Here is a 13305-nt window from a genome sequence, read left to right on the forward strand (position 1 = left end):
TGGTGTTGGCTCAGTGTTGAGACGTGCCACTCTCCTCGTCAAAAGGCTGAGGAAGAGCATTGAATCGATTGGGCAGCAGAGGCGCTGCCTCATCGGGTAACAGATCGACACCCAGCTGACGCATCCGCAACTGCTGTGCCCGGAAGAAGTTGTATTTGTTGCCGGTCACAGCGGCATGGGTAGCGGCATCCCTAACAATAACAGGGCGCAGGAATACCACCAGATTACGCTTGACCTTGGTGGTCGAGTTGGCGCGGAACAGGACGCCGAGGCCGGGGATATCTCCCAGAAACGGCACTTTCTCCTCCACTTGCTGTAGATCTTCGTCGATCAACCCGCCAAGGACGATGGTATCGCCATCATCCACCATGACGACGGTTTTTATTGTACGCTTATTGGTGACAATATCGGCGGTGCCGGTGCTGGCTGTCCTGTTGATGCTGGAGACTTCCTGGGAGACCTCCAGCTGGATAGCGTTACCTTCATTGATCTGCGGCTTGACGCGCAGGGTCAGTCCGACATCCTGACGCTGAATGGTCTGGAAAGGATTGACCGAGGTGCTGGATGAACCTGTGGAGGCGTACTGTCCCGTCAGGAAAGGTACGTTTTGGCCGACAACGATCTCCGCCTCCTGATTATCCAGGGTAAGAATACTGGGGGTTGAGAGGAGGTTGCTTGATGTGTCGCTCTCCAACGCACGGATCAGGGCGGCAAAATTGATCGAATTGTTGTCGAAACTGCCAAGTCCGATTGTGGTGCCTGACGGTATTGCCGGAATGGTGTCTGCGGCGATGGCACCTGCGATACTGCCGATGCTGGGGGTGCCTAAGTTGATGACGCCCACCGGTCCCGAGCCGCCAGGGGTGCCGTCGACGATCCACTGCACACCAAGCTCCTTGACCCGGTCTAACGAGATCTCGGCGATAATCGCCTCGACCAGCACCTGGGCGCGGCGGATATCCAGCTTGCGGATAATTGATTGCAGAGCATTGAAGATATTCTGCGGCGCAGTAATGATCAATGCGTTGGAAGCTTCATCAGCCTGGATATTGACCGGGGTGGAGGTGGCTGCCGCCTTGCCCTTCTTCTTGCTCTTGTCCATGGTGTCGCTAACGCCGGTCAGTACGGTGGCGAGCTCTTTGGCGTTGGCGTAGCGTAGGTAGATGACCCGGGCATTGCCTTCATTCTCGAAAGGGGTATCCAAGTGTTCGATCACCACCCTCGTGCGCAGCCGGGTGGTGGTGTCACCGCTGATCAGTACGCTGTTGGTGCGCTCGTCAGCGATGAGTTTTGCCGGCTCAGCGGCGCCTTTCCCCTTATTTTTCTGCAATCCGGTAATGATTCGTACCACCTCTGCGGCGGAGGCGTGGCGCAGGGAGACCACTTCAATGGAGCTGTCGCTCACTTGATCGATGCGGGAGATGATCTTCAGCAGGCGATCTACGTTCTGTCTGCGATCGGAAATAATCAGAACATTGGTGGCGGGGTAGGCCGCCAAGTGCCCCTGTTGCGGAATCAAAGGTCGCAGAATGGGTACCAGCTGGGAAGCGGTAACGTTTTTCACCTGCAGGATCCGGGTGACCATCTGATCCCCCGGCAGTTCCTGGCTGTCGGTGCCGGTGGGGATGCCGATCTGCTTGGCTTTTACATCGGGAACGATTTTGATGACCTCCCCGGCAGGCACGGTGGAGAATCCATGGACTTCCAGGATGGAGAGGAATACCTGATAAAACTCATCCTTGTCCATTGGATGAGCGGAGATGACGGTGACCTTGCCTTTCACCCGTGGATCGACGACAAAATTTCTGCCGGTGTGTTCGGATACGGTCTTGATTAAGGCGCTGATATCGGCGTCATTCAGGTTGAGCGTAATCCGGTCGGCCTGGACTGAGGCGCAAAACAGCAGCAGACTCAGTGCGATGAACAACGTGCCACGGATATGGCGATGCCACACAGATGGAGAAAATATTGGGGAACGGGTTTCCTGACTATTCATCGTGTTTTCTACACCGACCTTGGTCACTGCTCGTATTGACAGAGTTTGTTGGAATAAAAGTCTTTATTCATCATTGGGTTATCTGCGGTATATGAGCCGTTTCTTAATACTAGCAGAAAGCGTTTGAGTCGTATATGCCATGGATGGGAACCGCGCCTCAAAGCTGTCCGGAAAAATTTAGCTGAATGCTGCCGCCGGTCCCTGATTTGCCTATTGTCTTCAAAGTGTTCACCAATGCAGGGTTAGCGGATGCCTTGGGTAGAATCCTGCCCGAGATCCGGTAGGTGCCGGTCGGAGCCAAATTCAATTCACCCTTGATGCTGAGGCCGCCGCCAATATCCTGGATACTGGACCTTAGCCCATTTTCATCGCCCTTGATGTCGAATTGCATGCCGCCCAAGTCCAAGGCAACCGGGCTGGTGATGCCGGCCCCCTGCCAACGAATCTTGCCCGCCGCCTCATTGAGGTTTGATGCCGCAAACTGTATCGAGGAGATGTCAATGTCGAGGTCGCCGACCGCGCCGATCATCGGTTGATTAAGTAGTCCGGGAAGAATACGTGCCTTGACGATACCCTTGAGGTGCTCGGCCTGGTAACTGCCATCGATGTTAACCCCCGCATAGCCGTCGAGTTGTTGCCCCGGTCCGCGTAAGCTGAGTCGATAGCGGAGCTTCCCGGCCAACAGATCCAGTGGTTGGAATCTCCAGGCTGCTGTACCCAGGTTGACGCCATTGTAGTGGGTTTCTGTAGCGCTGCCCGACCAAATGGTACCCCTGCTGTCGGCAAGCGTGAGTGGAGCGATAGTATCTCCAAGCCAGCCCAAGACGTGGCGCGCCGGAGTGGCGGCGATCAGAAACACCACAAAGCAGCCAATGCCGAGAAATGTTGGGCCTGGCTGAAGTCTCATTGTGTCGCTCTTTCAAGGTCGAGTCTGGCATTTACCAAACCGGGTTTCTCCTGGCGATCGATGTTCACGGAGATGATGCTGACCGCATGGCGTGCCTGGAGTATGCCCAGCCATTTGATGATGCCATCGAAGGGGGCCTGCTCGATCCAGATCTGAACCCGGTCGCTGCCTTGGGGTTTTAGTCGTTTGACTGCTTGGCGCAGACGATGCTTTTTGGCGGTGCGGTCGATCAAGGTAAACAGCGCCTCGTTTGAGTTTGTCGGAGTGGCTGTACTGCCCTCACCGCGTAGCTGCATGACCTCACTGGCGGCGTTCTGCATCCAGGCCAGATTTTCCTGCCGGTCTTTCAGTTGACGTGACTGCTTGTCTATCTCCTGTTCGAATGGTAGCCAGAAGAGCAGATAGGCCAGCAGGAGAACAGGTGTGGTCACTCCCGCAATCAACGCTATGCGTTCTTGAGGGGTTTTGGATGAGAGCCACTGGTTGATGTTCATGCCCGGGTTTTCCTGACGCGGAGGTGGGATGAAACCTCTTTTCCTTTGGCATTGGCTGAACGGATCTCAACTGAGAGGTTCTGTGCTTCAATCTGCTTTTTTAGTTTTTCCAGCGCAGGAAGTTCGCGTGTGGTCAATTGCAGGTCGAGCTGGCCCTCCCGGTAGCTGATGTTGTTCAGGCGGCTGCCGGGAATTTTCATAATTTCCGCTGCCGGAATAGAAAAAAGATCGATGAAAGTGTCTCCTTGTTGTTTCTGATCTTTGCGTAGCTGGCGCAGTTTCTGTTCCATCTGCACTCGTGGATCCACGATGCGTTTGATGTCGGGAAATGCGTCGCGGAAAGTCTGAGTGATCCGTTGGCTTAGTGCCGCATTCTCTCCCTTGAGCCGAAAGTGGTCGAGTGATGATGAGACGATGGAAAGTCCCAGAAAAACGCCGAACAGGATAGCTGCCGGAAGCCAGCGTTGCCACTTTTGGGCCTGCTTGTCGACTTGACGATAATCGCCCTGCAGCAGGTTGAGTGTCTGTTGCTCAATCAGGTTATCTGACAGTAGTTGTCTAAAGTCGCCGTTGTAATCGACATGGGTTATCTCATAGTTGAGATTGCCCAATGCCAGGTCGAAGTAGGGTGCGCTGCTGAGAAACGGAGCCTGAATGACCTCCAGGCGCCCTGGTGGATCTCCCTCTGTCTGGTCAATGGCAAGCCGGAGCAGTTCGGCGAAGTTGACCGGATCGGCTGCAAATCCGGTATTGTCCCCGGTACGAACCAATACCCTCTCATCATCGAGGTAGAGCGTCCAGCGATTGGGTTTGCGTGGCAGGGCGAGCAGGTCTGGGTACATGGCCAGTGGGGTGATGCCGACCTGATGGAATGCATTCAGCCAATCTTCGAGCAGTTGTTTTGCGATTACGGCGACCAGGGTCTTATCATCCGGATTGGAAGTGTGGATCGCGAAATGCAGCTCATCCAACTCTTCCGCAAGGTCGTTCTCCAGGGTAAAGGGGACTGCCTGGCGCAGTCGTTGGCGGTTTTTTGTGGGGATGTCGACTTTAGTCAGCAGCAGTTCGATGCTGGGGATCAAAACGACCACACGCCAGCCAGCCGCTTGTTCAGCAGCCTCTTTCAGTGTGCCGCTGCCAATCGGTTCGCTCTCCGGGGATCTGGCGCCAAGTGGATGCCAGCTTACCTGGTTTGCTTCACTATCCAGCAGTCGAATTACCAGTGTGCCAGCCATATTCAGAAGGTTCCCGTTGTCCTCGACAGAGTATAGACGCCCTTGTCCGTTTTATTGATCAGACAACGGAGGTACTGGTTTGTATTATCCATGCTTATCGACGTCTCCAGAAGGAAGTAGTTGCTGGATACTGAGTAAGTCTTATCGGCATTATTCAACAGTTCTTTATTATCGCTTAAAAGCTCGGTGAGTCTATCTTCAAATGCCTTTTTATTTGTGAAGGGTGACTCTTTTCGTTCCGAGGTCAGGGTTTCAGCATCGGAATCAGTCAGGGATTCCACCAGTGCCCGAAGTAAAATGGCATCCGCAGTATTTATGTTGATGGGAACGGTTTCAGGCAGCGTGGTGACGTGGGGTTCGAGTCTTTCAAAGATCTCCGGGGTGATGTTTTTTATCAGTAACAGTTCGGTTGGGCTGCTCATGAGTCCATTGGCTGTCCGGTAGGGGAGAGTTCCACCGAGGTATTCGTTGTCTTCGGCTCCATCGGGAAACTGAGCGTCGATATCCTGATCGAGCCAGTCTGATACCGTTTGCGCAAGCCCCTCCTCCAGTTCCAGTAGGTTCAAAAGACGGCTGAATACTACCAAGTGTTGCGCAGTCCGGTCTTTGCTCTCTTGATCAGGCTCTTCAGCGAGGTAAAGATTATTCAGATTGAAGCGTGCCTGCAAGTCGACGATCTGGGCAGCGACCGTTCCCCCTTCGACAGCGGTTATCGGCAATGGTTTTGCCCAGTCTTCGTCAAGGGCGTCATAAGGATTACTAGCCTGTTTGTCACTTCTTGCGTCCCGTATCAACTGGCCTCGCGCCCACTCTTCGCTGCCCAGTGCATAGAAATATGTCTGGTCCGTGATCAGTATGTTTGAGGTACGGCGAATGCTCAGCTGTAGAGTCTCGGTCATGGTGACCGCAGCGATGCTCGCTACCGCCACGATCATGATTGCAGTGATCAGGGCAACGCCGGATTGAGATCGTATTCTAGGTGATCTGTTTTGCATTTTTCTGGTTATTGGGGGTTGCTTTCCAGCGATGGATTGATATCCGCAACCCGGAAAAGGCGTCGGATTTTTCCCCAGTCTTCGAGTTCCAGGGTGATTTCCATCGCCAGGGGGAGCGGGGCGTTGGTTTTTTCTTCCAGATCTCCGGAGATGGGCCAGGATGGGTGAGCTTTCATCTTGTGATCGAAGAAACGGACCTCTATGTTGGAAATGTAATCTAGAACCTTGGTGCGTCGTGGTTCGGTCCCTTGGGCTCTATCCAGGGTGGGCCAGGTCAGGCGGAACAGCTTTTTGTCCTCCAACAGATAGGCAATGCGTTGAAGATTGCTGCGCTGCAGATTGAGTGGATTGGGTCTGCCGCCGCGGGTAAAAACCAGCGCTGTCCCCCCATCTCCTCCGGCCTGCATGACGGGTAGAGGATCGCCGTATTCGTCTCTGATCGGGCGAGCCTTCGTTTGTTCGATATCGCGACGCATCAGGGTCAGGGCGATCTGCAGACCCGAGAGGCGGTCGATATGTGCTTCAACCTGAGCTTCGGTGTCGAGCACGACTTTCAATCCACTGTAGGCGATGAGAGAGATGATGGAGAAGATCGAGATCGCGATCAGTAATTCCAACAAGGTGAAGCCGGATTGTTTCAGGTCAGATTTATACACGTTATTCGTTACACCACACTGGGCAGCCTCTGAATCTGGACGCAAGATACGAGTTCATGACTTGTTCAGAGGCTCCCTAGAAAGGCTGGCCGATAAAACTGACCAGACGTGTTACTGAGGCGTCGTCATCACTATTGCGGAAGACGCTGATCTCGACCTGTCTGACCCGGTCGTCTCTAGTATTGGTGATTTTGCTCTGCCAGTGCCATTCGCGCAGTCCCATTTCACTCTTGCCGGTATTCGTTCCCTGCGCCGGCCAGTGCCGGCTGATCTGAAGCTGTGTGAGTTGGTTCATGGCGACCCAGTGTGCCATTGTTTTATCTCTCAGATGTTCTGCGTTCAGAGACTGATTTGCTGAAACCTTTACGACGGAGGCGAGTGCGATCGCAAGAATTGCCAGCGCAACGAGAACCTCGAGCAGTGTGAAGCCCTGCTGACGGGTGGTGGTTATTTGCAGCTGCTTAGGGTTCGGAAACATGGTCCAGGCTGAGCTCTCCGATCTCGGTGCCTTTCAACAGAAAGTAATCATCGGTGATTTCTGACGTGATCTTTACTTCAAACGGGGTGATTTCTCCACTGGTGAAAAAAATTATATCCGGCGTTTTTTTCTGTTTTTCCCGGCTGATCGGCTCATCGGCCATCAAGTCAAGGGATATTTCCTCAGGCAGGGAACGCTTTCTGAATATGCTATCCTCCAGTGGCTTCCAAGTCTTCTCCTGCAGGATGAGAAATTCGTAACGCTCCTCCTCAACCAGTGCGCCGATGATGTTGGCGCGGAGAAGCGCCTCTTCAGCTGCCAGGTCAACCAGGGTGAAGAATCGCCGTGCCTCGGTTTTCAGTGCGTCGGAAGGGGATGAACTCCCTATAGAGACCACCACATAGTTGACCAGTATCCCAATGATAAGGACGACCACCATGACCTCAATCAGGGTGAAACCAGCATTGATTCGGGCAGATTTGGTTTTCTGATAACCCATTCGCAATAGCTTTATTGAGTGGCGCTTCATCTTCAGACTGGGCTCTCAGAGACCGGGTAAACCCGTCACTCCAGATTCCAGTTGCCGACATCATCTTCAGTGGATTGAGAATCGACCCCTGTGGAGTAGATGTCGATGGCTCCATGGCTGCCTGGGTTGAGGAACAGGTAGGGACTACCCCAAGGATCCTTGGGTAGCCGGTCGACATAACCCCCGTCCTTCCAGTTTTTGGGTTCCGGAGCGCCGGCAGGTTTGCTTACGAGTGCTTCAAGCCCTTGGTCAGTGCTAGGGTACATCATATTATCCAGGCGATAGAGATTGAGGGCGGCTTCGATGGCCCTGATATCACTCTTGGCCTTGGTCATCCTGGCCTGTTCAGGGCGATCCATAATCTTGGGGACTACGATTGCCGCCAGGATGCTGAGAATCACAACGACAACCATGACCTCGATGAGCGTGAAGCCGGAAACCCAACGTTTGGGTGTGACTAAAGAGGGGTGTTTCCTGAAATCAGATGGTTGCATTGAATCGGCCTGTCTGGAGATGGGGTTGGTTGATCTCATGATTATTGGGTATTTATGCTTTTAGATTAGTGAGTTAGGATGTAATTTTCCACTGTTTTCTTAACCACTGGATGCTAGCTGAGCATGATGACACATTTCCACTGGTGAATTGTGACGGGGTTTTCTCTATAGTATACCCGGTACCCGAAGAGGGGGTATCCAGTGGCAGTTTTCAGTAAGTGGCCCAGCTAATAAATCGGCTCTAACTGATTGATAATAAAAATATTAATAGGAATTTGGCTGCATCCCATGTTCTGTGTGGGTGGTTAGTGTGACTGTTGTTCCCGCCAGGCGTTCAACTTCTCTGTCTCTCTGCCGCCATGTTCTTTAATAAGTGAGTGTTGTTTTGAACAGGGTTGCCCGTGTTTAACGGGTCTCCCCCAAGCTGGGATTTCGTTCTGTTTTGGAGAGGGCTTCAAGCCTGTCCACACCTTGAATAACTGCGATGGGTTGAATCTGGGAATGACAGGGAAGGTACGAGGTTTGCTGCGGTGAGTGTCGGTATCATTGGCTATTCGTTGGCAGCGTTGTTTTTCTTTCTGTTCAGTGCGTTGCTTCTGACTAGCTGGCGCGGCAGGATTGAAGGCATTGTCTTGCTATCGGCAGTGACGGTTACCGCCTTTTGGGGACTGTCGGCGGTTTTTCTGCTGCTGCAGGAGACCGCGCTCACTGTAGGTGTCTATTTTACCCTTGAGGTTGCCAGAAATATCGCCTGGTTCGTGTTTCTGTTGCGCCTGTTGCAGCCACTTTTGCAGTCAGCCAGCGGGGATGTGCGTATCCTCCGCTTTCTGCCCGCGATTGTCCTGGGTGTCTCTGTCGTCCTCTTTGGAATTGGGCTGGTGGCCTCGAACTATCCAAATCTGGTGGTTCTTCCCATGGCGGCAAGTCTACAGCTATTTGGGCATCTGGGTTTTGCCATTACCGGACTGACACTGGTCGAGCAGCTTTTCCGCAATACGCGCCTTGAACAGCGCTGGGCCGTGAAATACCTCTATTTTGGTATCGGCGCGCTGTTTGTGTTCGATTTTTTCCTCTACGCAGATGCGCTGCTGTTTAAACAGATTGATAGTGATTTGTGGCAGGCTCGTGGGTTTATCAATGCACTGGTGGTACCCATGTTGGTCGTGGCCGCTGCCCGTAACCCAAGCTGGTCGGTCAAGATTTTTATCTCAAGGAAAGCGGTTTTCCATACCACCGGTTTGCTGGGAGCAGGTGTCTATCTGCTGATAATGTCAGCGGTTGGTTACTATATCCGCTTTTATGGTGGCTCCTGGGGAAAGGCCGCCCAAGTGATTTTTCTGTTCATGGCCATAGCAACGCTGACGGCCATTCTTTTCTCCAGTCACCTCAGATCCAGAGTCAAAGTCTTTCTCAGCAAACACTTTTTTCGCTACAAATATGATTATCGGGAAGAGTGGCTTCGCATCATCCATACCCTGTCTGATGGTGAACCTGGTCCAAGGATCCGTGGACGGGTGATTAAAGCCGTCGCTGACCTTGTTGACTCCGGCGGGGGGATTCTCTGGTTGCGTGACGACAGCGGTAACTATCCCTGTGTCAGCCACTGGCAGGTACCTTTGTGTCAGTTCACTGTTACGTCGGAGAGCTCTCTCGTAGACTTTTTCATTGCAAAGGACTGGATTATCGATCTAGAAGAACTAAAATCGTCTCCAGCGCTTTATGAGGGTCTCAAGCTGCCTGGTTGGGTGAGGGATGTGAAAGACGCCTGGTTGCTCGTGCCGATTCGGCATCATGGTGATCTGTTGGGGTTTCTAGTCCTGATTCGGCCTAGATCGCCAAGGCAAATTAACTGGGAAGACAGGGATTTACTGAAAACTGCTTCGCAGCAGGCAGCCAGCTATCTGGCGCTGATGCAGGCCTCTGAAGCGTTGGTCAGGGCCAATCAGTTTGAAGCTTTCAATCGCCTTTCCGCTTTTGTTGTCCACGACCTGAAAAACTTGGTTGCGCAACTTGAATTGGTTGTAACCAATGCAGCCCGTCACAAAAATAACCCTGAATTTATGGAGGATGCCATCAGAACCGTGGATAATGCGGCCAACAAGATGAGTCGTCTGCTCGCACAGTTGCGAAAAGGGCGGTTTGAAAAAAGCAATGCCCAAGTGGTTCTTGTTGCGGAGGCGTTGCAGGAAGCAGTAAGGGAACACGCTGGATTTTTGCCACGCCCGGAGCTGGCAATTTCCGATGAAGAGGTCAGAGTGGTCGCTGACAAAGACCGCTTTGCCGCAGTAATTGGTCATTTGATCAAAAATGCCCAGGAGGCAACGCCCGATGATGGTTATGTGCGGTTGGCCATGTGTGCGATGCCTGGGCAGATTGAGATCACCATTGAGGATAATGGCTCGGGGATGGATGACACCTTCATTCGTGATCACCTGTTCCAACCTTTTGAAACAACCAAGGGTAATGCCGGCATGGGGGTTGGCGTCTATGAAAGCAGGGAGTTTGTCCGGGCACTTGGCGGTCAGATCGCCGTGACCAGCAGGATTGGCAATGGCACAAAGTTTTCTGTGACTCTGCCTATTCGGATTGAGGAAGAATGAGGATATGCAAATGGAGATCTCGCATTGAGCAGTGGAAATGAGTTGTTGCGGTCACTATTGATCGTGGAAGACGACCCGGGACTGCAGAGCCAGTTAAAATGGTGTTTCGATGGCTACGAAGTTCAGATTGCCGGCGATCGGGCGTCAGCCATAGCTGTATTGAGGCGAGTTGCTCCACCTGTCATTACGCTGGATCTCGGTTTGCCGCCAGATCCGGCAAACGTGAGTGAGGGGATAGCAACCTTGAAAGAGGTTTTGCGTCTGGCTCCCAGAACCAAGGTGATTGTCGTGACAGGGAACGACGATCGTACCAATGCGCTGAAAGCACTGGAACTTGGGGCCTACGATTTTTATCAGAAGCCAATCGATTCGGATGTGCTGAAGGTCATAATTGATCGGGCGTATCAGCTCTATGAGCTGGAAGAGGAGAACCGAAATCTCGCGTTGCGGCAGGGGAAATCGCCGCTGGATGGGGTAATTGCCAATAGTCCGGAAATGCTGGATGTCTGCCGGGTTATCGAAAAGGTGGGTCCGACGGATGCTACAACCCTTCTATTGGGTGAGAGTGGTACCGGTAAAGAGGTGCTTGCCAAGGCGATCCATGAAATCAGTGCCAGAAATGAGTACCCATTTGTTGCTATTAACTGTGCTTCTATACCGGACACTTTGCTTGAAAGTGAACTTTTCGGCTATGAGAAAGGTGCATTTACCGGTGCCGCTAAAAGAACGCTGGGCAAAATTGAGCATGCGAATGGAGGAACGCTGTTCCTGGATGAGATTGGTGATATGCCCTTATCGCTACAGGCAAAGCTGCTGCGTTTTCTGCAGGAACGGGTGATCGAGCGGGTTGGCGGACGTGCTGAGATTTCTGTGGATGTCAGAGTGATCTGCGCCACGAATCGGGACCTCGATGAAATGATCGGTAGTGGTACTTTCCGTGAGGACCTTTTCTATCGAGTGAGTGAAATTACGATCAACATCCCACCACTGCGTGACCGAGCAGGAGATGCGGTGTTGCTGGCGTGGGCATTTTTGGCAAAATTTGCCGCTCAGAACTCAACCAAGGTCAGAGGGTTTAGCAAAGAAGCACTGCAGTCTATTGAGGACTATTCATGGCCGGGCAACGTCCGTGAGCTGGAAAACAAAATAAAACGCGCAGTCATTATGGCGGAGGGTTCGCAAATCTCAGCAGAAGAGTTGCAATTGAGCGCAGGTTCAGAAGAGAGTCAGCCTTTTAATTTACGTGAAGTAAGAGATCAAGCTGAAGCAAGTGCAGTGTCGCGCGCCCTGACTTATGTCGAAGGGAATGTCTCCAAAGCGGCCGAATTGCTCGGCGTGAGCCGTCCAACACTATATGATCTTGTGAACAAATATGGTCTCAAATAGCAGCGGCGTGATGAATAGCAGAACGGCAGCTTCCCCCGCAATTTTGTTGATTGTAGGATTGTTACTGGTTTTTCCTCTTTATTATCCAACGCTCGGCAGCTTTTTTAACCTTTGGACAGCATCGGACTCAGATCAGTCCCATGGCTTTCTTTTGTTCGCCGTTTGTCTCTACATTTTCTACGAGGAGTGGAAAGCCAGAAAGGACAGCCTCTCTGTCAAGCCAAGATATATCGGCTTGATCGGGATAATTGTTTTGTCCTTGCTTTGGATGATGTCTGGTTTGGTCTATATAGAATCATTGCAGCAAGCATTATTTATTGCCATCTTAGCAATGATTATCTTTAGTTTTCTGGGCCTCAAGGATGGGGTACCGTTCTATTTTCCGGTGCTTCTGTTGTTGAGTGTTGTGCCGGTTTGGAAAGTGTTGGCGCCTTATCTGCAAACCGGAACAGCCGTTACAGTCGGCTACATGCTTCAGGCATCTGGGATAACGTCAGTCAGGGAAGGGTATCTGCTGATCATCCCAGAAGGCACCTTTGAGGTGGCTGAATTTTGTAGTGGGCTACGGTATCAAATTGTTGGTATTACGATTTCGTTGCTGTATGCAAGACAGTCTGGTTTCTACCTGAAAGAGACTATCGCATATGTTGCGTTTGCCTCTCTTCTAGCGTTTGCTGCCAATCTTATGCGCGTATATTCTGTTGTTGTGATAGGGCACCTTAGCAACATGGAGAGCGAGATCGTACACGATCATAATATGCTGGGTTGGATGATTTTTGGTGTTTTCATCCTCATCTATTTATGGGGTTCGCAACGTTATCTACCGATACGCTCAGCCATAGAACAAGTGGAAGGCGACGGTATAAAGTTGGCAGACGGGACCAAGCGCAGAAACCTGAGATTCACAGTTCTGGTTTTTTTTGCAACATTGACTGGCCCGGCGCTGGCCTTTTTCTACATGTCAGGTGGGGCGGAAACAGACAGTTCCAGGGTTGAATTGCCAGGTAAAATAGCTGACTGGAAGTTGGTAGAAAACAGTCTGACTTCATGGAAACCTGATTGGTTGCAGGGGAATTCTGTTGTTGAAGGTAGATACAGCGATGGAGCACATAGAGTTGATGTGTTTTTGTCCCGTTTCAGCTCACAAGAACAGGGTAGAGAGGCGATCAGTGTCCTGAATAAAGTATATGATTTTGACGTATGGTCGAGAATCTATCGGCGTGTTACCGATCTCGGTCAGGTAAATGGTCGTAACTTAATTGTTGAAGAGACTAGGCTGAAAGCCGCTGGGTCAGATAGAGGGCGAATTGTCTGGCGTTGGTACAATGCGGCGGGTAAGCGGGAACAAAAAAATATCAAAGCCAAGTTGCTGAATCTACTGGGTATTTTAAAAGGAAATCCTGAGATAGATGTCAATATGGTGAGTTATGACCTCGGTGCCGATGAGGATAAAACCAGGATCAGGATGGTCGGATTTCTACCAGGGTATCTGTCTGCGGTGGAGAAATAGTGTGTTTCAATCAAGATTGTCGTGA

12 protein-coding genes are annotated in these 13305 nt (G+C 51.7%); 3 read left to right on the forward strand and 9 right to left on the reverse strand.

The features are described from left to right. Nucleotides 1–10 precede the first annotated feature (10 nt). The 9 genes from gspD to gspG form a co-directional block, all read right to left on the reverse strand. Complete coding sequence (gspD, locus tag HPY30_15855; GenBank protein QYZ67327.1) at nucleotides 11–1996, reverse strand: type II secretion system secretin GspD; 1986 nt, start codon at nucleotides 1994–1996, stop codon at nucleotides 11–13. A gap of 157 nt (nucleotides 1997–2153) precedes the next feature. Beyond that, nucleotides 2154–2903 carry a type II secretion system protein N gene (locus tag HPY30_15860; GenBank protein ID QYZ67328.1) on the reverse strand — a complete coding sequence of 250 codons (750 nt, stop codon included), beginning with the start codon at nucleotides 2901–2903 and terminating at the stop codon, nucleotides 2154–2156. Beyond that, a complete protein-coding gene (locus HPY30_15865) occupies nucleotides 2900–3397 on the reverse strand; it encodes a type II secretion system protein M (GenBank protein ID QYZ67329.1) in 498 nt (165 codons plus the stop codon). Before HPY30_15865 ends, HPY30_15860 begins: the two co-directional genes overlap by 4 nt. Continuing rightward, a complete protein-coding gene (gene gspL / locus HPY30_15870) occupies nucleotides 3394–4632 on the reverse strand; it encodes a type II secretion system protein GspL (protein ID QYZ67330.1) in 1239 nt (412 codons plus the stop codon). Before gspL ends, HPY30_15865 begins: the two co-directional genes overlap by 4 nt. Before the next feature lie 2 nt (nucleotides 4633–4634). Continuing rightward, complete coding sequence (gene gspK, locus HPY30_15875) at nucleotides 4635–5627, reverse strand: type II secretion system minor pseudopilin GspK (protein ID QYZ67331.1); 993 nt, start codon at nucleotides 5625–5627, stop codon at nucleotides 4635–4637. Between the two features lie 8 nt (nucleotides 5628–5635). Next, nucleotides 5636–6283 carry a type II secretion system minor pseudopilin GspJ gene (gene gspJ, locus HPY30_15880; GenBank protein ID QYZ67332.1) on the reverse strand — a complete coding sequence of 216 codons (648 nt, stop codon included), beginning with the start codon at nucleotides 6281–6283 and terminating at the stop codon, nucleotides 5636–5638. Between the two features lie 76 nt (nucleotides 6284–6359). Beyond that, nucleotides 6360–6761, reverse strand: a complete 402-nt coding sequence (gspI, locus tag HPY30_15885; GenBank protein ID QYZ67333.1) for a type II secretion system minor pseudopilin GspI — start codon at nucleotides 6759–6761, stop codon at nucleotides 6360–6362. Next, nucleotides 6745–7260: a type II secretion system minor pseudopilin GspH gene (gene gspH / locus HPY30_15890; GenBank protein QYZ67334.1), complete on the reverse strand. Its 516-nt coding sequence runs from the start codon at nucleotides 7258–7260 to the stop codon at nucleotides 6745–6747. The genes gspI and gspH overlap by 17 nt, the downstream gene beginning before the upstream one ends. A gap of 65 nt (nucleotides 7261–7325) precedes the next feature. Beyond that, nucleotides 7326–7784 carry a type II secretion system major pseudopilin GspG gene (gene gspG, locus HPY30_15895; protein ID QYZ67335.1) on the reverse strand — a complete coding sequence of 153 codons (459 nt, stop codon included), beginning with the start codon at nucleotides 7782–7784 and terminating at the stop codon, nucleotides 7326–7328. Nucleotides 7785–8314: 530 nt separating this feature from the next. Between gspG and prsK the strand changes: the two genes are divergently transcribed. From prsK to epsI, 3 genes are read left to right on the forward strand one after another with little or no spacing between them, the layout of a single operon-like run. Next, complete coding sequence (gene prsK / locus HPY30_15900) at nucleotides 8315–10384, forward strand: PEP-CTERM system histidine kinase PrsK (protein QYZ67336.1); 2070 nt, start codon at nucleotides 8315–8317, stop codon at nucleotides 10382–10384. A gap of 42 nt (nucleotides 10385–10426) precedes the next feature. Beyond that, the gene (gene prsR / locus HPY30_15905; protein ID QYZ68086.1) at nucleotides 10427–11770 is read left to right on the forward strand and encodes a PEP-CTERM-box response regulator transcription factor; all 1344 of its coding nucleotides are present in this window, start codon (nucleotides 10427–10429) and stop codon (nucleotides 11768–11770) included. A gap of 10 nt (nucleotides 11771–11780) precedes the next feature. Continuing rightward, a complete protein-coding gene (gene epsI / locus HPY30_15910) occupies nucleotides 11781–13280 on the forward strand; it encodes an EpsI family protein (GenBank protein ID QYZ67337.1) in 1500 nt (499 codons plus the stop codon). Nucleotides 13281–13305 lie beyond the last annotated feature (25 nt).

It is taken from the genome of Gammaproteobacteria bacterium (ex Lamellibrachia satsuma), from assembly GCA_019623805.1.
Classification (GTDB): Bacteria; Pseudomonadota; Gammaproteobacteria; order Chromatiales; family Chromatiaceae; genus QGON01.

Bases quoted from the DNA above. Each gene is read 5' to 3' on its own strand.
- gspH (QYZ67334.1), bottom strand. From the start codon at position 7,260: ATGGGTTATCAGAAAACCAAATCTGCCCGAATCAATGCTGGTTTCACC.
- gspD (QYZ67327.1), bottom strand. From the start codon at position 1,996: ATGAATAGTCAGGAAACCCGTTCCCCAATATTTTCTCCATCTGTGTGG.
- HPY30_15865 (QYZ67329.1), bottom strand. From the start codon at position 3,397: ATGAACATCAACCAGTGGCTCTCATCCAAAACCCCTCAAGAACGCATA.
- gspG (QYZ67335.1), bottom strand. From the start codon at position 7,784: ATGCAACCATCTGATTTCAGGAAACACCCCTCTTTAGTCACACCCAAA.
- HPY30_15860 (QYZ67328.1), bottom strand. From the start codon at position 2,903: ATGAGACTTCAGCCAGGCCCAACATTTCTCGGCATTGGCTGCTTTGTG.
- epsI (QYZ67337.1), top strand. From the start codon at position 11,781: ATGAATAGCAGAACGGCAGCTTCCCCCGCAATTTTGTTGATTGTAGGA.
- gspL (QYZ67330.1), bottom strand. From the start codon at position 4,632: ATGGCTGGCACACTGGTAATTCGACTGCTGGATAGTGAAGCAAACCAG.
- gspK (QYZ67331.1), bottom strand. From the start codon at position 5,627: ATGCAAAACAGATCACCTAGAATACGATCTCAATCCGGCGTTGCCCTG.
- gspI (QYZ67333.1), bottom strand. From the start codon at position 6,761: ATGTTTCCGAACCCTAAGCAGCTGCAAATAACCACCACCCGTCAGCAG.